This is a genomic window from Colwellia sp. BRX9-1 (assembly GCF_014077195.1).
In the GTDB taxonomy this organism is placed as follows: domain Bacteria; phylum Pseudomonadota; class Gammaproteobacteria; order Enterobacterales; family Alteromonadaceae; genus Colwellia_A.
The window spans coordinates 35,515-58,894 of the sequence record NZ_JACGVM010000003.1; the positions used below are offsets into that span (position 1 = coordinate 35,515).

At 38.5% G+C, this 23,380-nt stretch carries 18 protein-coding genes; 4 read left to right on the plus strand and 14 right to left on the minus strand.

Going from position 1 to position 23,380, the window contains the following annotated elements:
* Positions 1 to 34 precede the first annotated feature (34 nt).
* The gene (pgi, locus tag H4J76_RS04595; protein WP_182230184.1) at positions 35 to 1,675 is read right to left on the minus strand and encodes a glucose-6-phosphate isomerase; all 1,641 of its coding nucleotides are present in this window, start codon (positions 1,673 to 1,675) and stop codon (positions 35 to 37) included.
* Between the two features lie 219 nt (positions 1,676 to 1,894).
* Between pgi and H4J76_RS04600 the strand changes: the two genes are divergently transcribed.
* Complete coding sequence (locus tag H4J76_RS04600) at positions 1,895 to 2,911, plus strand: LacI family DNA-binding transcriptional regulator (RefSeq protein ID WP_182230185.1); 1,017 nt, start codon at positions 1,895 to 1,897, stop codon at positions 2,909 to 2,911.
* Between the two features lie 382 nt (positions 2,912 to 3,293).
* Here the strand turns inward: H4J76_RS04600 and H4J76_RS04605 are convergent, their stop codons facing one another.
* Positions 3,294 to 4,397 carry a YCF48-related protein gene (locus H4J76_RS04605; RefSeq protein ID WP_182230186.1) on the minus strand — a complete coding sequence of 368 codons (1,104 nt, stop codon included), beginning with the start codon at positions 4,395 to 4,397 and terminating at the stop codon, positions 3,294 to 3,296.
* A gap of 203 nt (positions 4,398 to 4,600) precedes the next feature.
* Between H4J76_RS04605 and H4J76_RS04610 the strand changes: the two genes are divergently transcribed.
* Entirely contained in the window at positions 4,601 to 5,452 is an 852-nt protein-coding gene (locus H4J76_RS04610; protein WP_182213620.1) for an HDOD domain-containing protein, read from the plus strand.
* 27 nt (positions 5,453 to 5,479) lie between these two features.
* On the opposite strand, the gene H4J76_RS04615 is transcribed toward H4J76_RS04610, so the two are convergent.
* From H4J76_RS04615 to H4J76_RS04670, 12 genes are all read right to left on the minus strand, one after another.
* Positions 5,480 to 6,103 (minus strand): response regulator transcription factor, encoded by a 624-nt coding sequence (locus H4J76_RS04615; protein ID WP_182213621.1) that lies wholly within the window; start codon positions 6,101 to 6,103, stop codon positions 5,480 to 5,482.
* A complete protein-coding gene (locus H4J76_RS04620) occupies positions 6,096 to 7,226 on the minus strand; it encodes a sensor histidine kinase (RefSeq protein WP_182213623.1) in 1,131 nt (376 codons plus the stop codon). Before H4J76_RS04620 ends, H4J76_RS04615 begins: the two co-directional genes overlap by 8 nt.
* A 73-nt stretch (positions 7,227 to 7,299) precedes the next feature.
* Entirely contained in the window at positions 7,300 to 7,752 is a 453-nt protein-coding gene (locus tag H4J76_RS04625; protein WP_182213624.1) for a DUF2141 domain-containing protein, read from the minus strand.
* 147 nt (positions 7,753 to 7,899) lie between these two features.
* Complete coding sequence (locus H4J76_RS04630; RefSeq protein WP_182213626.1) at positions 7,900 to 8,460, minus strand: hypothetical protein; 561 nt, start codon at positions 8,458 to 8,460, stop codon at positions 7,900 to 7,902.
* 191 nt (positions 8,461 to 8,651) lie between these two features.
* Positions 8,652 to 9,893: an FtsX-like permease family protein gene (locus H4J76_RS04635; protein ID WP_182213628.1), complete on the minus strand. Its 1,242-nt coding sequence runs from the start codon at positions 9,891 to 9,893 to the stop codon at positions 8,652 to 8,654.
* Positions 9,890 to 11,050, minus strand: coding sequence for an ABC transporter permease (locus tag H4J76_RS04640; protein WP_182213630.1), 1,161 nt, complete (start codon positions 11,048 to 11,050; stop codon positions 9,890 to 9,892). Before H4J76_RS04640 ends, H4J76_RS04635 begins: the two co-directional genes overlap by 4 nt.
* Entirely contained in the window at positions 11,047 to 11,757 is a 711-nt protein-coding gene (locus H4J76_RS04645) for an ABC transporter ATP-binding protein (protein ID WP_259377118.1), read from the minus strand. Before H4J76_RS04645 ends, H4J76_RS04640 begins: the two co-directional genes overlap by 4 nt.
* 30 nt (positions 11,758 to 11,787) lie before the next feature.
* A complete protein-coding gene (locus H4J76_RS04650) occupies positions 11,788 to 12,915 on the minus strand; it encodes an efflux RND transporter periplasmic adaptor subunit (RefSeq protein WP_182213634.1) in 1,128 nt (375 codons plus the stop codon).
* Between the two features lie 166 nt (positions 12,916 to 13,081).
* Positions 13,082 to 13,459 carry a YacL family protein gene (locus H4J76_RS04655; RefSeq protein ID WP_070375813.1) on the minus strand — a complete coding sequence of 126 codons (378 nt, stop codon included), beginning with the start codon at positions 13,457 to 13,459 and terminating at the stop codon, positions 13,082 to 13,084.
* Positions 13,460 to 13,566: 107 nt separating this feature from the next.
* Positions 13,567 to 16,656, minus strand: coding sequence for an efflux RND transporter permease subunit (locus tag H4J76_RS04660; protein ID WP_182213635.1), 3,090 nt, complete (start codon positions 16,654 to 16,656; stop codon positions 13,567 to 13,569).
* A gap of 1 nt (position 16,657) precedes the next feature.
* On the minus strand, positions 16,658 to 19,978 hold the full coding sequence (locus H4J76_RS04665; RefSeq protein WP_182213637.1) for an efflux RND transporter permease subunit: 3,321 nt from the start codon (positions 19,976 to 19,978) through the stop codon (positions 16,658 to 16,660).
* Positions 19,979 to 20,031: 53 nt separating this feature from the next.
* Positions 20,032 to 21,162, minus strand: a complete 1,131-nt coding sequence (locus tag H4J76_RS04670) for an efflux RND transporter periplasmic adaptor subunit (RefSeq protein ID WP_182213639.1) — start codon at positions 21,160 to 21,162, stop codon at positions 20,032 to 20,034.
* Between the two features lie 315 nt (positions 21,163 to 21,477).
* On the opposite strand from H4J76_RS04670, the gene H4J76_RS04675 reads away from it, so the two are divergent.
* Both H4J76_RS04675 and H4J76_RS04680 read left to right on the plus strand, forming a co-directional pair.
* Positions 21,478 to 22,377, plus strand: coding sequence for a MipA/OmpV family protein (locus H4J76_RS04675; protein WP_182213641.1), 900 nt, complete (start codon positions 21,478 to 21,480; stop codon positions 22,375 to 22,377).
* 110 nt (positions 22,378 to 22,487) lie between these two features.
* Positions 22,488 to 23,051, plus strand: coding sequence for a YSC84-related protein (locus H4J76_RS04680; protein WP_182230187.1), 564 nt, complete (start codon positions 22,488 to 22,490; stop codon positions 23,049 to 23,051).
* Positions 23,052 to 23,380 lie beyond the last annotated feature (329 nt).

A 23,380-nucleotide genomic window follows, 5' to 3' on the forward strand; every position in this document is an offset into this window, starting at 1 on the left:
ACAATTTATCAGCGTTTTAAAGTAAAATTAAAGCTTATTTAGCTTTATTATAATAGTTCATCAAGTTAAGCGTAGAGCAATCATGACTCGGCGAAACATTACCGCTTTGCAGCTCTTTATGAATACTTTCTGCTAAGCCCTTACCTAATTCAACGCCCCATTGGTCAAAAGAGCATATTTTCAGCACAATACCCTGCACAAATATTTTATGTTCATAGAGTGCAATTAAGTTGCCTAACGTCTTAGGGTCTATACGTTTTAAAAGAATAGTGTTGGTTGGACGATTCCCTTTGTGCACTTTATGAGGAGCCACCTTATCGATGTAATCAGCTGTCCGTCCTTTTGCTTTTAAATCAGCACGAACTTGCTTTTCATTGACGCCGGTCATTAATGCTTGTGTCTGTGCAAAAAAGTTCGACATTAACGTTTCGTGATGACCAGACACCGGCGTAACACTGGCAACCGAACCAATAAAATCAGCTGGTACAACATTATTACTTTGATGCAGGTACTGATAAAAGGCATGTTGACCATTAATACCCAGTTCACCCCATATAGAAGGTACGGTGGCATAGTCAACTTCATCGCCATTCCACGAAACAGATTTTCCATTACTCTCCATTTCAGCTTGTTGTAAATAAGCAGAGAGCATATGTAAGGTTTGATCGTAAGGAAGGATCGCTTGAGATCTAGCTCCTAGAAAAGTGGTATTCCAAACGCTGAGTAAAGCCATTATTGCTGGCATATTTTTTTCTAGTGGTGCACTTTGAAAGTGTTCGTCCATTTCATTAGCGCCATCAAGCAATTCTATAAATTTATCAAAGCCCAGATCTAACGCTATTGCTAAACCGATTGCTGACCATAATGAGAAGCGCCCTCCGACCCAATCCCACATCCCGAAGATGTTTTCTTCTTTAATGCCAAACCCCATGGCATTTTCTTTATTCGCTGTTACTGCAACAAAGTGTTTACCGACCGCATTATCATCAAACGACGATGCGGTAAGCCACCTTATTGCTGTTTTAGCATTTGTCATAGTTTCGGTCGTGGTAAAGGTTTTACTGGAAACAATAAATAGCACTCTTTCTGGGTCAAGCGGACGAAGTATTTCTACGATTTGCGCGCCATCTACATTAGAAACATAATGAACATTAATGCTTTTATCACTGTAGTGTTTTAACGCCTCGGTGACCATCTGTGGACCAAGGTTGGAACCACCAACACCAATATTAACCACATCAGTAATACGCTTTCCTGAATAACCTAACCACTTACCTTCACGAACATGATTAACAAAAGCTTCCATTTTCTGTAACTGCACTTGAACGCTGGTGGTGACATTCTCACCATCAACAATGAGAGGCTCTTTGCTTTTACGGCGTAAAGCTGTGTGAAGAACAGCACGGTCTTCTGTTTTATTGATTTTTGCACCAATAAACATTTTTTCGCGCCATTCAACGACTTTACATTCACTAGCCAGATTGAACAGTGTATCCATTGTTTCAGTATCAATGAGGTTCTTTGAATAATCTAACAGTAATTTAGGTAACTCTATAGAAAACTTGTCAAAGCGTTCACTGTCTTGAGCAAACAGATCATTCATGTGCTGAGATTGTTTCTGTTGAGCAAGCTGAGTCAGCTTTTTCCAACTACTGAGTGTTTGACGACTTGACATAAATATTCCTATAGTGCATTAATTTAACCCTTCAATGTTGTACCATATTTGATAATGACAGCGCTGTCAATTTGAATTTTTATCCTTTATTTCTATAGATTAGTATAAAGGTTTGAGTTATTTTAAAATAAGTAGTTGCCGCCGTGCCAAAGAAACAATATTCTGTTGCGCTGCAGTAGGGTTACATAACAAGAATAATACACAAGGCTGTTTTAACCGATGAAAGCTACAATAAACGATGTTGCCAAACAAGCGGGCGTTTCGATAAAAACCGTTTCAAGAGTAATGAACAATGAATCATCTGTACGACAATTGACTCGAGATAAAGTCATGGAAGCCGTAAATGATTTACATTATCAGCCCAACTTAGCGGCACGAAACTTAGCGGGTACTAAGGCATACAGCATTGCTTTTATCTATGATAACCCTAACGCATATTATGTCATTGATATGCAAAATGGTATTTTAGCGGCTTGTAAACAACAAGGTTTTGAATTACTTATTCATCCTTGCCAAGCAAAATCAGTACATGTACTTGATGAAATTGCCGACATGGTTAGAAAGACACGAGTCGCTGGTTTAGTGCTCACTCCACCTTTTTCTGAAATGCCTGAATTTGTCCAAAAAATTATCGACCTAAATGTTGATGTTGTTCGGATAATGTCTGGCGATGTAGCACCCGATGAATTAGCCCCCTGCATTATGGTAAATGACCATGCGGCTTCGGTAAGTATTACTCAACACCTCATTGATTTAGGCCACAAACACATTGGTTTTATTGCCGGTGAAGCAGCACATATGTCAACGGTTGAACGTTTAAGAGGTTATAAACAAGCCTTGTCTGACAATGGCATTGCACTTGATGAGCGGTTAATTATTAATGGCGAGTATTCTTTTGAATCTGGCGTACTTGGCGCAAAGCAATTAATGTCTGAAGATATTCGCCCAACCGCTATTTTCTCATGTAACGATGAAATTGCGGCGGGTGCTTTGTTTGCCGCTCGGTTAATGGGGATATCAATACCTGAGCAACTTTCTATTGCTGGTTTTGAAAACTCGCCCTTCTCTCGCCAAACATGGCCACGTTTAACGACAGCAAATCAGCCGAACCAAAAAATCGCTGAAGATGCAGCCAGCTTATTGATTGCAAAATCGCGTAAACAAACCCCTCAAAATAGTGTTCATCATTACACACCAAGGTTGATTGTCCGTGATTCAACCGGTAAACATAGCTAGTTGCTCATTGATAATTACTCATTGCTCATTGCTCATTGAGTTAAATCTTAGCGCAATATATAACCCGCAACAAACCGGCCTTTCAATGGATAGTGTTCATCATTACACACCAAGATTGATTGTCCGTGATTCAACCGCTAAACATAGCTCATTGATAATTGATCATTGAGTTAAATCTTAGCGCAATATATAACCCGCAACAAACCGGCCTTTCAATGGATAGGTTCATCATTACACACCAAGATTGATTGTCCGTGATTCAACCGCTAAACAGAGTTAATTGTCAGAAAACACTAAACTTTATCGACTAGCGTAACGCTTTAACGATAAAGTTTAGTTTGATTATCACTTGCAGCCTATGTTGATAAGCAAGTATGAAATATTACTTTTGTCTAAATGAATAAACGCCAACTTTACCCTCCGCGCCTGCCGCCAAAAACATCATCTTATCGCTCGCAAGGGTATAGAAGCCTTTATCGTCTTTTTTACCTTGCGGGTTTGCTAGTACTTGCCACGTTTTTCCTGCGTTAAGCGAAATATCACTACTGGTTTTTCCTGTAGCAAGACAAATATCTCCCTGACAACTCATTGCTGAGCGCAAGCCATATTGCCCAGCATTGACTGACTGCCATTGGTTATCGGTAAAAGTTGCCATATTAGGGTAACTTGCAGGACGCTGTTCATAGTCTCCGCCAACAACAAAAAGTTGTTGCTTGGCATTTAATGCTAAACCATAACCGCCGGCGGTTTGTGTTTTAGAGTACAGTGGCACACGATCACGTTGCCATGTTTCACCAAAATCGACGCTGCTATAAACTGATGCTGAAAATCCACCCGTAGTAAGCCAAGCTTTACCTTTGTCACCAACAATTAAGGTATTACCACTGGCCGCAAAAGCGGCTTCTTTTTCAACAAATTTTGGGATATTACTCTGCTCGATACGGCGCCACGTTTTGCCACCATCACTGGTTTTTTTTATAACATAAAAGCCATCGACAGGATCTCCCATCAACAAACCATTATCACCATCCCAAAAAGCGATGGAGTCAAAAAAGCCATCTTTATCTTCATTTTGATAAAGTAACTGCCAGCTATCGCCACCATCAATGGTTTTGTAAAGTACAGATTGTTCTCCACTGCCAACCCCCATAACAATAGCGGTATGCTTATCGAATAAGGCAATATCACGAAAACCTGTTTTTATAGGGCTATCTACTGATTTATCCAACCAAGTTTTACCTCCATCTTGACTAACAAAAACAGTCTTATTACTACCACTAACCCACAATGAATTATCGATAACAGCACTTCCGCGCAAAGAAGGTGAACCTGGCAGCACCGTATGTTGCCAAGACGGCAAATCAACGATAGTAGTGCTACTGGCAATTACCGAGTAAAAGACAGTCGTGATACTAAGAGATTTTAAGATACGAATTAAGCGAGTGCTTACTTTAACTTCTGGTAATATTGAAAGAATTGATAGCATGATAATTATTATTTTAAGTGAACATAGCGCTACTATTCAATATTTTCAAATATTTAACAAGTGATAAACATCAAACACTGACAAAGAGGCAAAGCAACAAAATTGTCAGTCATTAAGTTGTAAATACCGCCAACTTCAGCGATAGTAGAATAATAAAAATAGCCGTCATAATACTTAATTGATTAATAAAACAGTAAATTCTTATGCTAGAAGTTGATGATAAAGTACTCGCTGATATACGCCGTGGATTTTCTATTCCGGCTCAGCCAAGTTTATTAATTAAACTACAAAAAATAATGGCCGAAGACGAGCCAGACGTAAATGCGTTAGCCGATATTATTTCACAAGATGTCGGTGTCGCTTCAATTATTCTGAAAACCATTAACTCGCCCCTTTATGGATTGTCGCGCTCAATATCTGACATTCACAAATCAGTACGTTATATCGGTTTGCAGGGAATAAACTCATTAGTAACCAACACCTTGATTAAACGTAGTTTTGACCAACAAGATTGTAGTATCGCTTTAGAAGAGTTTTGGGACAGTGCCACACATATTGCCAACACTTGTGTTCATATTGGCAAAACGATTAAAGAAAAAACCTCAAAAGATAAGCTCTTTTCTCTTGGTTTATTTCATGATTGCGGCATTCCGATTATGGCAATGAAGTATAGTGACTACAGCGATACTTACCAACTTGCTTACAGCACCCCAGATAAAACACTCCCCATCACTGAAGACCAGGCTTATGGTGTAAACCACGCAACCATTGGCTATTACGTTGCCTCTTCTTGGCGATTACCTAAAGATATTTGCGAATTAATTTTAATACATCACGACCGTGATTTTCTCAAAATGAATAATCCACGTGGTCAAGAAGTTTACTATGCAATATTAAAACTGGCAGAAAACCTAGTACACAATCATAAGCACTGTCGAGACTCTGCTGACTGGCCTTATGTACAAGAAATGATTTTCACCTTACTCGACATTGATGAAGACAACTATCAAGATTATCTTGAAGACAGCGAGTCATTCGATGTAAAAGCTGATTAACCCTTGAAGCTACCTTAAATAAGTTTGTCAAATAAGCCCTTGGTTAAGTGCAATCAATACCGCCCGTGTTCTGTCTCGGGTATTAAGTTTTGATAATATTGTTGATACATGATTTTTAATTGTGCCCTCAGCAAGAAAAATACTACTAGCAATTTCTTTATTAGAGAAACCACCCGCCACCAACTTTAAAATCTGTTGTTCTTTTTCAGACAAGGCTTCAATAACTTTAGATTCATTCAAGCCTTTATTTAATTGTTTCATCACCACGGGCTCAGCCACAAAACCACCATTGGCCAGTGTTTTAACGCCATTAACGAGTTTATCTAAGGAAACATCTTTAAGTAAAAAACCATTAGCACCTGCTTGTAAGCTTTGCATAAACAGTTCGCTATCATCAAAAGTTGTTAACATTAAAATAGGCAAGGTACTGCCTTGGCTTCTTAGAATTTTAACTAACTCAATACCATTCACTTTTGGCATTCTAATGTCGAGTAACAACACATCAGGCGTTGGTTCACTGGCCAACATTTGTTGAGCGTGTTCGCCGTTTTCGGCCTGCCAAATAATACTTATATCGTCACTTAACGAAAGTAGCCCTGCAATTCCCTGTCGAACTAACTGTTGGTCATCAACAAGCGCAACATTAATCATAACAATCCTCTACTTGTATTTTTAAGGTGAAACCACTGTCATTTACAATAAGATCTACCTTGCCAGAAAAATCAATCAATCGTTCATTCATGCCAGCTAAACCACTGCCAAAGTTTTCGTTATTCTTGTTGGTAACCGTGCCATTGTCAGACAAGTTAATGACTAAGCTACTGCCCATTTTTTCACAGGCTAAAGTAAATAGGTTCGCTTTGCCATGTCGAAGCGCATTACTCACACCTTCTTGTAAACAAAACATCAGCTGTTGCTTTAGTTGCAGTGAATTAATATCAATGGATGATTTCACAGTTAACTGACAATTAGGCAATTGATTAATGAGGTTTTCAAGCGACGAAACAAGATCTATTTGTTCTTCTTCACGCATTTCTTTTACCACTTGTCGAACGTTGCTTAGCAGTGTTTTAGCCAGTTGTAAGTTTTCTTGCAGTAAGGGTTTAAATTCTTCGGAAACTTTATGTTTAGCGACCTCTAAATTCAAAGACAACGCCGTTAGCTGATGACCAATAGCATCATGTAAGTCTCGAGATATTCGTAATCTTTCTTGCTTTTTCGATGAAGCTTTCAGCATAAATCGTGTTGCTAACAACTCTTGATTAATAGCCGCTAACTCTTCTTTAGCTTTTGCTTCACGCAAGATTGTTTCTATGGCAGAGAAACCAAAAACTTGTAGCATAAAATAGATAATGACCTGAAAAAATCCAGAAATAAAACTGCCATCATAAACAATAGTAAAATGAGCGACTGTAATAAAAAACATCAACAACAATGCTTTTTTTCGGGTAAACATTGATGGTAACTGCGTCGCAATCAACACTAACAAAATAGCGGCAACATTATAAGTATCTGATGAAATTAACAATAATACCGTAACTACTTCAACCACCAGTAGTCGTTTATTTATCTTCGACTCTGCCCTTTTATCAGAAAAAATAATCCATGCAAATGAAAGATAAAAAATAATAAATGCCAACAATTTCAATACAAACGTCTGACCAAAATCAAGATTGACTAAAGACAAATAGCAAATAACTGACCAAGTAATAAAGCCAGAAAAATGTAGTAGCCAGTCTTTGCGTAAGTGCTCTGGTAATGGTGACTTCAACATAAATAAATACCTAGATAAAATGTGCAGTCTAAACCGTTAACATGCACATTTAAAACTTCATAATCATATGATTTTAAAACAAATCAATCGTAATTGCTGTGTTTTCTTTCACCATAAATTTAGCTTCTTTATATTTCGGCGCACCAAACATGCCGACATTATTACTAAAGCCATAGCCTTCTTTTGGGATCCCCATCATATTAAAATCCATTTTGTTATTGTCGTTTTCGTCTTGATACATTTTTATCGCATAGTCGCCATCAGGTACATTTTCAAAAATAGCGATTTCCTTGCCATTTTGAGCTTTAACTTTTGCATAAAAACTAGCTTTATCTGTCTTATAATCTTCTTCTGAGGCATATAAAGCGATTAAAAGGTGGCCTTTCCCTTGCTCAATATCACTGATATTGACCGTTAAGTCAGCGGCAACGGCATGCTGGCTTAATAATAAAATCATCGATAATGCACTTATTACAGAAAGCGCTAAACTGGTTACTGACAAAGAGATTAATTTTTTAAAAATCATAATGATTCCTTTATTTATATAAATTGAAAGAGGATAAGTAAATTTGTTTATTAATTCATGATCAGTGTAAAGCTAAAGCTTTTGTTAAACAGGTGCCAAAAGTCATCATTTTCACAGCAGTAAAACATGACTTCTGGCACCTAAAGGTTAAAGGACATTATAAGAATATTGTTGGTTATGAAGATGAACAAGGTAACGTTGAAAGAGTGCGAGAATCACAATAGGTGCGATAACAGAGAGTGCGATATTACCTTTAAACAACCAAGATAGAACGAGCGATATCAGTACGGCGATAAATAAGTAAGCTGATTTTTTATTAATGTTTATCCGATCTTTAGTTTCTTTAATCTGTGTTTTATTGATCCCAACAAAACCATGATTTGAAAAGAGCATGGTGGTAATACCAACAACAATCATCACAATAAAAATGGCCGACTCTTGCAACATGCTATAAAACGATAAATACCACCATTGTTGAAAAAATGCCGCTAAACCACCTAAAATCAAATAAATATTCGCTGATAGTATTAAACGGCTCATCACTATTTTAAGTTTACTGATTAACACTAACTGACAAATTCCCACCAATGCAGCTATTTTAAAAGCCAATAACCAGCTTTCATTGGATGTTTCGGTTTGCCAAAAACCAATCATTGAAAAAAGTGAAAGCGGGAGAAATTGTAATAAAGCACTGAGTTTATTTAACATACGGGCTGCCTTGTCGTTGAGTGATTAACTATTTACTTATTTTAAATAATAACGTTTCAAAAGCTAAAAAAAAGGTGCCAAAAGTCATGATTTGCTTATAAAAAAAATGACTTTTGGCCGAAGAAGAAGGTATCAGCACCGATACAAAGCACATTAATCATCAACACCACTAATGTGTGCCTAAGGGGGGATTAGTCACGTAAAGCTTCGGTAACAGGTAAACGCATCGCCTTTATTGCTGGTAATATCCCGCCTGATAAACCAATCAATAACGCTAACGACATTGTTTTAATCATCAACAAAACCGTAATATCAAAATTGAACATCATTTGACTCAAATTACTGGCATTTTGCGTGGCAGCCGTCCAGCCATCAAAGACAAAATATAAAGGTAGTATGCCTAACACCCCACCAACAAAAGCAATGAGCAAGGCTTCACAAAGAATCGACATTGAAATTGCAAAAGGACTAAAACCTATCGCTTTATGCGTAGCTATTTCCTTAGAGCGACTTGCTATGGCGGCATACATGGTATTAAGTGCAGCCACTATTGCGCCTAACGCCATAATAATAGCAATAGGAAAACCTAACCAACGAATTAAGCGTGTTAAGTTACTGGCTTGATCAGCAAAGAATTGTTTTTCTGTTAACACTCGAATGTTTAACCTAGGGTCGTCCTGCCACTCTTTTTCTAATTGTGGTAAATCGCTAATATCTTTTAATGCTAAGCGGATAGACTGTAGCGTATTTCCTCGACGATAATCACTCTGTACCATGCCAATATCAGCCCACAATTCTGATTCAAAAACACTATTACCATCAGAAAAAATCCCGCTGACTGTCCACGCTGCTCCACCTAAGGTGATAACTTTGCCAACAATTAACTCTGGCATTCTACGCGTTATTGCCTGACCAACAATTAGCTGACGCACACCCGTAGCGAACATTTCACCTTTGACTAAACGAAAATTAGGGCGAAATTGTTGAGTCGATTTGCTGATACCTCGCAACGCTAAACTTTTCGTTTCTATTTCTTGATCTACGGTATCTAGATTAGAAATATAAGTCACTTCAGCATTAACAAACATTTCAGCCGATACTTGCGCCAGCCCTTGTTCATCTTTAATAATTTTTTGATTATTCGCTAAAATATTAACTTCTACTGGAAACATCACACTTTGCAATTCTGAAGAGGCTCCCGCGCGCATCACTAATACGGTATTATCTAAACCAGTACGTTCCAGTGTTTTCATCATTCCCTCAGTCATTGCCAGAACACTTAAAATAACGCCAGCAACACAAGCAATGCTTAATATACTCACCATAGAAGCAATAATACGCTGCGGGAAACTTTTAAAATTAATAACCGTTAACGCTTGTGCTTGTTTTATATTGATAAACCATGAATGCTGCGCCTTTAATGAAATATTCATGCCTTGTCTCCTAACGTTTTGCTGATAACAAGTTGTTTAATCGCTACCGCCGGAAATACAGTGCAAAAAGCGGCAGCAGTATTTACCCAGGCAAATACGGTTATATAATGACTTGGCGCAATCGATATACCCGGTAAAAAATCATTAAAACTCTGGCCGACCAATGCTAGAGATAAAGAGGCAAGAATGCTGCCCGCCAAAGCGCCTAAGCCAATTAATAACAAAGCCTCTAGGTAAACACCTTGAATTAAACGTGTCGCTGAAAACCCTAAAGCTTTCATCATTGCGCTTTCATTATTACGCTCACGAATAGTTTGGATCATGGTATTGCAAACAATCAGTAATAAAGTAGAGAATACCGCAATAACCACAAGGTTAATGACCATAGCCATATCAACAAACTGTTGTGCTTGTTCTTTAATAAAAACCTGTTCAGTCGTGGTACGGGTTGGATTGTTGGTATGTGAGAACAATAAATCGATAGCAACAATAACGTCATCTACGTTGACATTTTCAGTTATTTCAGTCGATAACCACCCCAAAGAATTATTAGCATAAGCACGGCCTTTATCAAAATAAGCATGTTGGAAAAACACTTTATTATCAGCAGATGAATGCTGAGCTGTTTGGTAAATGGCAGAAACGGTAAACGACCAATTAAATGAACCACTTTTATTCATCCAAATAGAAGAGCTTAATGGCACGGTATCACCGATTTTCCAACCATATTTATCAGCAAGTCCCTGACCAATAACAATACCTGTGCGCGTTTTTTTCCATTGCGCTAGTTGCTCACTAGGGATTATATATTCATCAAATAAATTGAAATAATGATGGTGGTCAACCGCAGTTACGGGTAGTTGATTTTTTTCATTTTGAAAGTACCCACCAAACCAAGATGCATAACTCACTTGTTTTACGCCCGGTAATGCCGCAATCTTTTGTTGAGTGTTAATGGGGAGAGATTGTGTCATTGATATTTTATGACTGGTCATTAAACGGTATTGATTACTACTGCTTACATTAGCCGTAAGCGCCTGATCCACTCCAGACAAGGTCGTCAATAAGAAAAAAGCCACCATGACAGAAGTACAGGTTAACCAAAAACGTACTTTTTTACGAAAGCTGTTCCGCCAAACTAATATCAGTAGGTTCATCTGCTTTCCCTCATATGACAGTTATGTTCTTCGCCAATATAAGACTCTAAATTAATCACTCTACTTGCGTAGTCAGCTGCTTTTTTATCATGTGTAACCATAACAATGGTTTTACCAAAATCGCGATTAAGTTGGTCAAGTAATGCCAGAATTTCATTGGCTGTTTTTCGGTCTAAATTTCCCGTTGGCTCATCACATAATAATATATGTGGGTCACTGACAATAGCGCGTGCAATAGCAACTCGCTGCTCTTGCCCACCAGATAACTCTTTGGGGAAATGACTAGCACGCTCACTCATGCCAACGAGCTCTAGCGCATAACTAGCATGCTCTTGTCGTTGCTTTTTATTTAACGAGGTTAACGCGAGTGGCAGTTCAACATTACCCTGCGCGCTTAACACCGGTAATAAATGATGTGACTGAAAAACAAAGCCAATGTTTTCAGCGCGCCATTGGGTTAATGCCGATTGCTTTAAATGATCAATACGCTGTGTACCAATAATCACTTCACCTGATGTCGGTTGATCAAGGCCGCCCATTAAATGCAATAAGGTGCTTTTTCCTAAACCTGATGGTCCCATTAATGCGACAAACTCACCTGATTTAATCGTTAAGTTAAAATCGTGGTGAACGACTACCGTGTTTTTACCTTTCTGGTAACTTTTGTTAATATTTTTTAATGTAATGTTATAGCTATTTTTCATCATTTTTTCCTAAAATCTGCAGAGAGGCTTTCATTAAAGTGCGGCTATATCTACGTGGTTATTTGAGCTACTAGGGAAAACATCTAACGAGCGTTGATCGTTTTTCATAAAGCTAACCTTCACCCCCATATCAGGTAAAATCCGAGGATCTGCTGTTAACAATTTCACCCTGACTTTAATGCTCGCTTTTTGACGATCTGCGGTAGGTATAACAGCAACGACTTCACTGCTAATACTCCACTGCGGATATGCATCTAATCTAGCGAATACTTTTTGTCCAGGATAAACGCGATTGATATAGCTCTCACCTACTTCAACTTCAATTTCTAACGAGCTCATATCAACAATAGTGCCGACACCGGTACGAATAAAACCACCACCAGAAGATCCCGCTGAAATAAGCTCACCCACTTGGGCATTTTTACTGATCACGACACCATCAAATGGCGCGCGAATTTTATGCTGATTTAACTGATACTGCGCCAATTCAACTCGTTGCTTTGCGGAGTCAACCATGGCTTTTTTATGACGTATTTGGATGGCGAGTTGTGCATTTTTAAAGGCACTGTCTTCAAGTAATTGCTCACTGATCAGCTTTTTGCTGGCCAGCGTCTGATCACGCTTAAATCGCTGATTTTGCTGTTTGAAAAGTAAAGTGAACTCGTCAAAACCCGCTTGCTTTGCCGATAATTCCGTTAAAGCAAGTTGGTATGAAATCGATGCTTGCTTATCATCAAGTTCGGCGAGTATTTCTGATTTACTTACCGTTTGTCCTTCCTCAATATTTAAGCGGTTTAGCTTACCCGTTACACGAGAAGATACTGTGGCTATGCGCCTCGCAACCACATGGCCGCTCGCATCAAGTACGCTGTTATTTATGGGTTCTGCTGTATTTACATCATGGGTGGTAGGGAAATGTTGTTTAATATCGACGTTAACTGACTCATTTACTCGTTTGTTATCAGTTTCAAGGTGATTAATAATTTCAGCAGCACTTGTTGGAAAAAACAGTGTCTGACCGACAAAATATAAACTTGTGCTGAGTAACGTAACAATCAAGATACTAGTATAGTTACCTGATAGTCCCGCAGCTTTAGTTTGCGGAGATCTATCAATAGTCAGCTCAGAAAGTTCGAAAGGGGTTTTACGTGTTATCGGCATTTTATTCTCCTACAAAGTTTGTAAAAGAATAAAAAAAAGTGGCGTCAGACAACAGTGCCAAAAGTCATTGTTATCAGAAAAGCTATAAATAATAAAAGCGTAAATAGGATGAAAACGTTATTCATCTATCAATAATGAATGAATAACTTGAGGTTAACCGAGTGAGTTAACGTGTGGTGAATCTTGCCCAAGACAATAATAATTCGCGAAAGTCTTCTAGCCCACAACTTGCTGACTCTTGATCGTCAAAGTCTATATCATCAGCACTGAGTGCTTCAGGTAAAGCTTCAATACCATTTAAGCTCGCGTTAGCGGCAATCGAAACATCTTTTTCAATGATTCTAACCGTGTACTCACTGCCAACAATTTCCTGCTCTTGTGCACTTGCGTGCTCGGCTTTATCGATGAGCGTTAACAACGCGGTTAATTTTTGTGGATCGTTACCTACTTCAACTTCAAGCCAAGGGCCAAAAACTTCATGTTCAAAAGAGAACTTTGCTTTTGCATAGCGAGTAGTAGGGTCGTTTATAAATTCGTATTCCATGGGATAACTCGGAAATTTTTTGATATCTTTATTATAGAATATTTATCGCACAAGGGGGAGTTAACATTTACTCTTATCCCCCTCGATGAAACGATACGAGTGATAAACTATAATGGAATTTTTTTATCGGCAAAGGCTTTGGCGATAGAAAAACGCTTGCTTGACCGTTCGCCCAATTTAACCAGCATCAAATAACAAAACGGTACCAAAAACAAACTGGTAAAGGTTGAAAACAACAAACCTCCAATAATGGCAACCGCCATCGGGTAAGCTTGGCTATCACTTGATGCTAATGCTAACGGCACCATACCAATAATAGTTGTTGCAACTGTCATAAATATTGGCCGAATACGGCTAACACAAGCGTCGATAATCGGCGTCATTATATTCTCAGCGTCTACTTTTAACTTGTTGATTTGATCGATGAGGACAATACCGTTATTCACCACTATACCCATTAAAATCAACATACCGATCAGGCCTGTTTCACCCAACCCCATGCCTAAAATAGCAAAGGTCCAGTAAACACCAATAAAAGCTAAACCAATCGAAGACAAGATAGCGATTGGCATTAATAGTGATTCAAACAGCGCTGCCATAACAATAAAAATAAGCGCTAAAGCAAGCATCATGTTCATCATCATGTCTTTCGCTGCTTTTTCGTCTTGCGCAAATTGGCGTCCTAAGTTCCAATCATAACCCGAAGGAAAAACAATATTCTCCATCACTTCTTTAATTTTCATCGAGGCTTCAACACGGCTTAAGTCAGCTAAATTAATAGAAATTCCTAAGGTGGTTCTTCTGTTTGAGCGCGTAATTTGTTGCATTATCGGTTGCGTGTCAAAAACAACGAGTTGCTGTAAAGTAATAACTCTGCCGTTACTCTCATAAATAGGTAACTCTTTAATACGTTCGAGCGGCACAGCCTGTTCAGCGTGATAGACCAAGCGAATATCAACTTCACCTAGCTTAGCATCACGAAACGAACGCAAGTTAGTCCCACGCAGTGCACTCGAAATACGACTAGCGATATCTTGGGTGTTTAAACCTAAACGTGACACTTTTTCTCGGTCGATACGCAGTACTAACTCCATGTTTTTATCTTCGTTATCGATGCCAACTTCAGCAAAACCTTCAACATTACTCAACTGACTGATCACAGATTCGCTCAATTGTATTAAACGCTTGGTTGAGCTGCCGTTTAAAGTAAGTTTGACCAAATTTTCTTTTTGTTCTGACCAGTCAAATGATGGTTCTGCAATGGCCGTATCGGGGAAACCTTTTTTAATCTCTGCTTTTAAATCATAAAGTGTTTTTGAATAACCATCGTTAAGTTTTATGCGAGACATGGCAAAATCTGACCAAATCCGGCTATTGACTTGTGTAAACTCGAAGGCTTGTTGATTATCGTATAAGTACTGCTCCATCTCATCGACTAATTTACTGACATCAGCTAACTTTTGTTGCCCTTGGATATGATAGACAATATTGATTTCTTTGACAGTTTTACCCTTTTCGCCATTAATATTGACCATTTGCTTGGTTAACACACCACTAATGCAAAGTAATAAAATGAAAACCCCGGTTGTTTTAGGGTGAGTCAGTATTCTTGTTAAATTAGGACGATACCAGCGATCTAATTTTCCTTGGGTAACAACTGACGACAAGGCCTTTTTGTTAACACGACTAAGCATTAATGGAATGGCGGTTTTTGAAATAATTAATGATGCCAATAAAGGTAAACAAATCGCCACGGCTATTTGCTCAACTAAGATGGTAATAAAGTTTTTTTCACCCATCAGCAAAGGCATAAATACAATGGTGGTGGTGAGTGTGCCACTGATAATAGCAATACTGACATTATCAACACCATGAAGAATTTTGTCTATTGAGGTTAAGGCTTTATCTTGTTGTTGAAGGATACTCTCACAAATAACGACGGAGTTATCAATCAGTAAACCAACGGCAATAAAAAGCCCCGCCAGTGAGAGCATGTTTAAGGTGTAGCCCATAAAATACATGCCAGCTAAGGCAAAACTTAACGAAATAGGCACAGAAGCAACAACAATAAAAGTAATGTGGCTATTGCGCAAAAATATAAATAAAACAATAAAAGACAAGACAATACCTAAGGCGCCCGCCTTTAACAAATCACCTAATGATTCTTGAATTTCTTCACCGCTGTTATCTTTAATTCCAATGGTAATCGCTTTAAAGTCATCTTCTTGGCGAAGCACTTCAATTAAAGCAACAATGTTATTTGTCACCTCGACAACATTAGCATCAGACTCTTTAAAGACTTCTAAGCCAACTGACTTCTTTCTATCTGTTCTAATTTCGCTATTCTTAGGAGGAGCGGTTAAACTCACTGTCGCTACTTCACTTAACCGAACACCCACTTTAACTTGAAAGTTTTTAATGTCGTCTAAACTGTGATATTCACCGTCAGGAGAAACTCTGAACTTTCTACCTCCATTGAGAATAGAGCCTGACTTCACTAAAAAATTACTGTCACGTAGATCTTGCAATAACTTTGCTTGATCAACACGATTCATCGCGAGCTTAATACTGTCCAAATGAATTTCTATATGGGGTTGAACAACGCCACGCATTTCAACTTTACCGACACCTTGAAGCCTTTCTAGCGGGTTTTTCAGTTTTTTATCGATAAAGTCATAAGCGGTGGAGAGATCTTTATTACCCGATAACACCAAGCTCATGATGGGTAGATCTTCAGTAGAGAACTTTTGTACCATTACGTTTTGCACGTCTTCAGGTAAAAGATGGCGCACCATATCGACTTTTTCTCGTACCTCTAATATTTTACTATCGAGATCACTACTAAGATCCATCATTACCTGAATAGAAGCACCGTTGGCCCGACTTCTTGACTGCATTTCAGTAATACCGCCTAAAGTCGAAACGGCTTCTTCTATCGGCCGGGTAATTAAGCGTTCAACTTCTTCAGGTGTGGCGCCGTTATACGGCACATTAATAAAAGCCATCGGAATATTCAGTGATGGCCAGCTTTCTTGTGGCAATAATTTACTGGCGACAAGCCCAGTAACAAAAAGCGACAACATCAACATAGCCGTGGTAACAGGCCGCCTTATCGCTAAAGCGGTTAACCAAACAGTTACTGGTAAGTCAAAAATGCTTTGCTTAGCTGTTTTCTTTTTAGACGTTGAATTTGTCATCTTACGCCTCGGCTACATTATTAGACGATGCGCTATTAGCTTGCTGGCTTTCAAAACCATCATTGTCAAGTTCATCGCTTTCGACAATATAGGTTTTTCGGTCAAACAAGCTATACAAAACAGGAATTAAAAGTAACGTTAGCATTGTTGCAACCAGTAAGCCGCTCATTACCGTAATGGCAAGAGGTGCTCTTAATTCAGAGCCTTCTCCACTGCTAAATGCCAACGGCGCTAAACCTAAAATAGTGGTTAAAGATGTCATAATAATCGGGCGAAAACGTGAACGACTCGCTTCCATAATAGCAGCAAGTTTATCAACACCTTGATGACGTAACTGATTAATTCTATCGACTAAAACAATGGCATTATTCACCACAATACCCGTTAGCATAATAATACCTATGAGTACGATAACGCTGATATTGGTCCCAGTAACATATAAGCCTAATACCGAACCTAACACGGCTAATGGAATAGAGAATAAAATAATAAATGGATTTAATAACGACTCAAATTGTGAAGCCATCACTAAATAAACAAGGAATACCGCTAACGCTAACGCCATCATTAAGGAAGAAAAAGAGCTTTCCATTTCTTCATTTTGCCCTGCGACTCGTGCTTTAATATTAAAAGGTAAATAGAGTTCTTTCACTAGATTTTCGGCTTTGGCGGCCGCTGCAGATAAGTCGCCATAAGCCAGTGATGCCGAAATAATAGCAACACGACTTTGGTCAATACGGTTGATTTCATTAGGGCCAATACTTTCGGTAATATCGGCAACGGCGGCTAGTGGTAATGATTTGGCCTGCTGCGAGTTAACCGTTAATTGACGAATAGCTTGTGCTGAATTTCTCGCGTTTTCATCGGCGCGCACTAGGATATCAACTTGTCGGTCTTGTAAGTTGTATTTACTCGCCACCGAGCCAGCAATTTTAGTGACTAACTGATCGGCTATATCAGACGCTTTTAACCCTAAACTTGCTAAGCGCTCATTATCAAAGCTGATTTTTAACTCAGGTTGACCGGCGCGTAAACTATTGTTTAGGTCAATAAACTGATTATCCATCGACATTGTTTGCATTAATTGGTCGCTGTATTTTTTCAAAGCCACCAGATCGTATCCTGACAAAATAATTTGCAAAGGACGCTCTGTTGTAAACATTTCTGTTTGCGCTATTTCAGCGGTGACATCAGCCATTTGAGCAACTTTCGCGCGAACCACAGCTTTAACTGATTCAAGATCATCACTGCTGTAAAGTGCCACTAACAGTTGTCCCCAGTTTTCACCGCCTTTACTGGCTGAGCTCATCATTAAGCTACCGCTACCTGCTAACGAATAGCTGTGCTTGACTCGTTTATCTTCGGCAATAGTCGCAGCAAGGTCTTTTAGCCGTTGATCAGTAACATCTATGGGCGTTCCTTGTGGCAAGGTTAACTCGATAGTAAATTCCGACTTTGCCACTTCAGGAACAAGTTCAACCGCAATTTTTGGTAATAAACTGCTGACCGCCAGCGCAAACACTAAACTAAGTGCCACTAAAATAGCTCTATTTTGCAAGGCGACTTTTAATAACCGACTGTAGGCTGACGCTAGTTTTTCAAAATAATAACTAAAAGCTTTATGTGCCGGTTTAAAAATAAAGCTGACGACCTTAGTGATTAAATTAGTAATCAATAACAAGGTTTTGGTTAATAATAAAGGTAAGTAATTAAAAACCAATAAAAGCGGAAAGGCCAAAATGTGCACGACGATATTAACGACTTTCTTTCTTCTAGTTAGCGGCACTTTATCGGTTTGTTTTTCTAATGAGTCATCATTATTATCATTTGTAGGCATTTCTTTATTTTGGCTAAATTGACGTGATGCCAGCATAGGAATTAAGGTTAGCGCCACGATTAAAGAAGCGAGTAACGCAAAAGTCACCGTCATCGCTTGGTCACTGAATAATTGCCCGGCAAAACCGGTCACAAAAGCTAAAGGAAAAAACACCGCTAAAGTGGTCAGTGTAGAAGCAATAACAGCGCCCGAGACTTCATCGGTACCCTTTATTGCCGCTTCAATAATACTGGCGCCTTTTTCGCGATAGCGCGCAATATTTTCTAGCACGACAATCGCATTATCAACTAATAAGCCAACCGCTAAGGCAATGCCCCCTAACGACATAATATTAAGACTAATGTCATTAGCAAACATTAAATTAAAGGTCGCGATAATTGAAATAGGTATCGCTAGTGAAATAATAATCGTATTGAAAAAGTTACCCAAGAATAAATATAAAATCAACATGGCAAGTAATCCGCCAATAATAGCCGCACTTTTCACTTCGTCTACCGCATTGACAATAAATTCAGATTGGTCATAAATAACCGTAAAAGTCAGTGCTTCGGGTAAAGTTTCTTCAAGCTCGGCTAATTTTTTATTTACCGCTTTTGCTACGGTTACCGTATTAGCATCGCCTTCTTTATAAATGGCCAGTTCTATCGCTTCATTATTATTGATACGAGTAATATCGGTGCGTTCTTTTTCGCCATCAATAACTTGTGCTATGTCTTTAAGATAAATAGTTTTGCCATCGGCTTGCTTAACAATCATATTGCCAAGTTGCTCGAGTGAGACGAATTGGTTCACTGTTCGAACTAAATACTCTTGCTGACCATCGTAAACACGACCTGCCGACATATTAATATTTTCACTTTGGATACGTGCAACAATACTTTGTGCTGTTATACCTCGGCGCGCAGCTTTTTCTTGATCAAATACAACCTGTATTTCTTGCTGTAAACCGCCACCAAGCTGCACAGCGGCAACACCTGAAATAGTTTCCAGCTGTCGTTTTATTTCTTGCTCAGCAAAAGTACGTATCTTTTTTAATGCCCGAGGATGCTTATTTTCAGTGGACAGCCCTAAACGTATAATGGGGTCTAGTGCGGGGTTAAAACGTAAAATAATGGGTTTATTAACATCTTTTGGCAAGGCAATTATGTCAAGCTTTTCACGGACATTCTGCGTCGCAAAGTTCATCGCCACGCCCCATTCAAACTCAATAACAACATCGGACTGTCCAGCTTTTGAGATAGAATGAACCTTGCGTATCCCTTTAACAACACCAACTGACTCTTCAATGGGTTTACTGATCAATTGTTCTATTTCAGCAGGTGCGGCGCCGGCGTTATCGGTTCTTACGGTTAACGTTGGATAAGAAAGATCGGGCAACAAGGCAACAGAGAGTCGAGAAAAACCCACCATGCCAAATAACATCACAGCGAGGGTAAACATCGCTACTGTTACCGGGCGTTTAACCACAGTACTAACAATACTCATGAATAATAATTCCTTTAGATTTAATGATTAGGTAAAAGCTAGTTCACAACTTATTAGTCTTGTGTTGCTTGATTATCAGCATTTTCCTTAACGGCGTTATTATCAGTAGTTAGTTCAACGTTCTTCTTTTGGGTTTCTTCTTCACCTATTATTTTTACAGCACTATCAATTTTCAAACCTTGCTGACCGACAATCACTACCGGTTCAAGGGCATTTAGTGGCGTTAATATTTCAACAAAGCCATCTTGTTCAAAACCGGTAACCACTGTAACTTTCTTAGCTTTATTATCTTGAATAACGAATAAGCTGGTTTCAGTGTCGGTAACAAGCAAGGCATTTTGTGGCACAATTTGCGCGTTATCATGAACATCAAGTGTTAGTGACACTTTGGCAAACATCCCTGGTTTTAAGACATGGTTATCATTATTAACTTTTAAGGTCACTTTAAAAGTCCCCGACTCGGTATCAATGATTGGTGAGATTAAGCCAACCGTTGCAGGAACTTCTTTTGCATTTGCCGGAAAGTTTAAATACGCTTGTTGACCAACATGAACATTATTCATTTCAGATTCGGGTAAATAAACAACCCCTTGTAAGGTATCGAGCGCAACAATGGTAAACATTTCACCACCAACATTAGCGGTCATATTGCCTTCTTTCACCATTCTTGAAGCAATAACACCTGATATTGGCGCTCTTACCTTTGAATCACGTACTTGTATCGCCGCCACTTTTTGTTGGTTTTTTCTTGTTTTCACTAAAAACTCAAGCTTCTCTAGATCTTTAACCGATATCAGTTGTTCACCATCTATTGGTCTACTGCGGTTAAATTCGGCAACCGCAGAATCGACATCTATAGTGGTACGTTCAAGTTCTAATAAATAATTTTCAGAATCAATTTCAGCTAAAATTTGTCCTTTGGTAACCGACATTCCCTCTTCAACTAATATCTTGTTAATCATGCCTGTGACTTTATTGGTGACTTTGCTTTCAGCTTTTGCTTCAAGCACAGCAGTTGTTCGATAAGTATTAGTGATAGTTCTATTGTCAACAAGAGTAGTTTCTACGGGCACCTGATAAACTTTCTTTTCTTTGTCTGCTACTTTTTCTTCATTACAAGCGCTTAACACTGTGACTAAGAATAGTGATAATAATAATGAAGTTGCTAGTGAATTGAGGTGCATAACGGTCCGTTGTTTTATAATTATAATTAATGTCATTTTATCCGGATCGGCAAGTAAGATACAAATAGCTTTTGAGGGTTATTAAACATTCAATTGTAACGAGTTATGATTACTAGCAAGTATAAGAATTTTATCCGTAAAAAATATTTTGAATTATTTATTAAGTCGCCACAGGAACGCTATCTATCGAACGAACATTTTTTTTCAGTATCGACATTAAACACCTACCACTAAAATAATTAAAATAGTTTTAATCACCGCACACTATGGTTTACGATTAATATATAAAGTTTTTATTACTAACAAGGTTGTTGAATGTCTTTTATAAAACTGTATTTTTTAGCGATTTTTACTGCTGTTATCTTCGTATCGCCCGTTATTGCTAATGACAAAGACGAGTCCCCTGTTCGCGGGCTAACTGGCTTTGAGAACATCAACGAAAGTCAGCCTTTATGGGAGTTTGGACTTGGTGGTGGCGCTATAGAAGTCGCTAATTACCCGGCATCAAGCGAGCGAAATTTTATTGCATTAGCCGCGCCCTATGTCGTTTATCGGGGCGATGTATTTCGGGTTGGGGGTGGTGATGGCATGCGTGCAGTTGTTGTTGAAACAAGTGATTTTGAATTAGACCTCTCCTTTGGCGGTGCATTCTCTGCCGACAGTGATGACAATACATCTCGAGCTGGTATGCCTGAATTAGACTTCTTATTTGAAATAGGGCCACAATTAATTTATCGCATTAAAGACTATAAATTTTCACAAGGTGGAGATGCAAGACTCAAAGCTCGCTTGCAAGCAAGAGCGGTATTTTCTACTGATTTTGATCGCATCGACGATCGTGGTTTTGTTATAGAGCCAACCATTTCATACCAACAGCGTGGTGCAATTTTTAAAGAAGTAGGCTTAAATATCGCTTTTAGCTTAACTTTTGCGACTGAAAAATTACAAGATTACTTTTATCAAGTTGATCGCAAATTCGCCAATAGCAATCGCCAACAATATAATGCCAAAGGAGGCTATTTGGGCGCCGAACTTTCTATGGGTCTGTCATTACCCATACGAAAAAATATCCGCGCATTTATCACTGGCTCAGCACAATTTCATCAAGGTGCAGCCAACCAGAATAGTCCTCTTTATGAAGAAGACATTACTTACAGCGTCGGTATTGGCTTTGTTTGGCGCTTATACGAAAGTGACAAAAAAGCGAGTTGGTAACAAACCTTTCAATGACACTAAAACAAATAGCTACTATTGATTAAATTGACTTATAAAAAAGTTAACACTGCTCTAAACTGTAGATAATCAATTACAAAAGGAAAAAAACGATGTTCTCAATTAAAAAATTGTTCTCTTTAATGCTTAGCTTAACCTTGGTTGCTTGTGCTTCAATGGGAGATGGTAGTAAAGCAGAACAACAGCAAGAAATTATAACGATGAAAGATACGGTGCTTAACCAACTTTTTGCTAATAAACCAGATACCCGTAGCCAAATTAATTCAGCGGCAGGTTATGCTGTCTTTTCGAATGCTAATATCAATTTAATATTTATGGCAGCTGGTACAGGCTATGGTGTTGTTAAAAGTAATAATTCAGCTAAATATACTTATATGAATATGGCTGAAGGTGGTATAGGCCTTGGTCTTGGTGTTAAAGATTACCGTATTGTTATGGTATTTCATACGGCACAAGCAATGAATGATTTTGTTAATCAAGGTTGGAGCTTTGGTGGTAATGTTGATGCCGCTGCAAAAGCGGGTGATAAAGGCGGTTCAGTTGAAGGAGAAATGTATTACGGTGATGTAACTGTCTACACTTTTACTGAAAGTGGCTTAGCCCTGCAGGCAACAATAAAAGGCACTAAGTTTTGGCAGGACAGTAAGCTTAATTAACAGCCCAACTCAGTAGTCATTATCCTTAGTTAAATCTGTTATTGATGTAAAGTGCACAATATGTAAATAAACCTTGTGCGCTTTAAGGGAAAATCAACATAAATTAACTTCGGTTGATGGACAACCTTAACTCTGGCTAAATTCCACTTAATTATAAAAACCATCAAGAAGATGAACTTACCTTTTTATCTATGGTCTATTTAGCCGAGTAATAAGTCGTTAACTTGAATGTTTAATAATAAGTGCTTTTATTAAAATCAATAACGTAAACAGGTATATAAAAACGGTATTTACAAGGAGGTTTACAATACAAGGTTATAAGTTTGCTA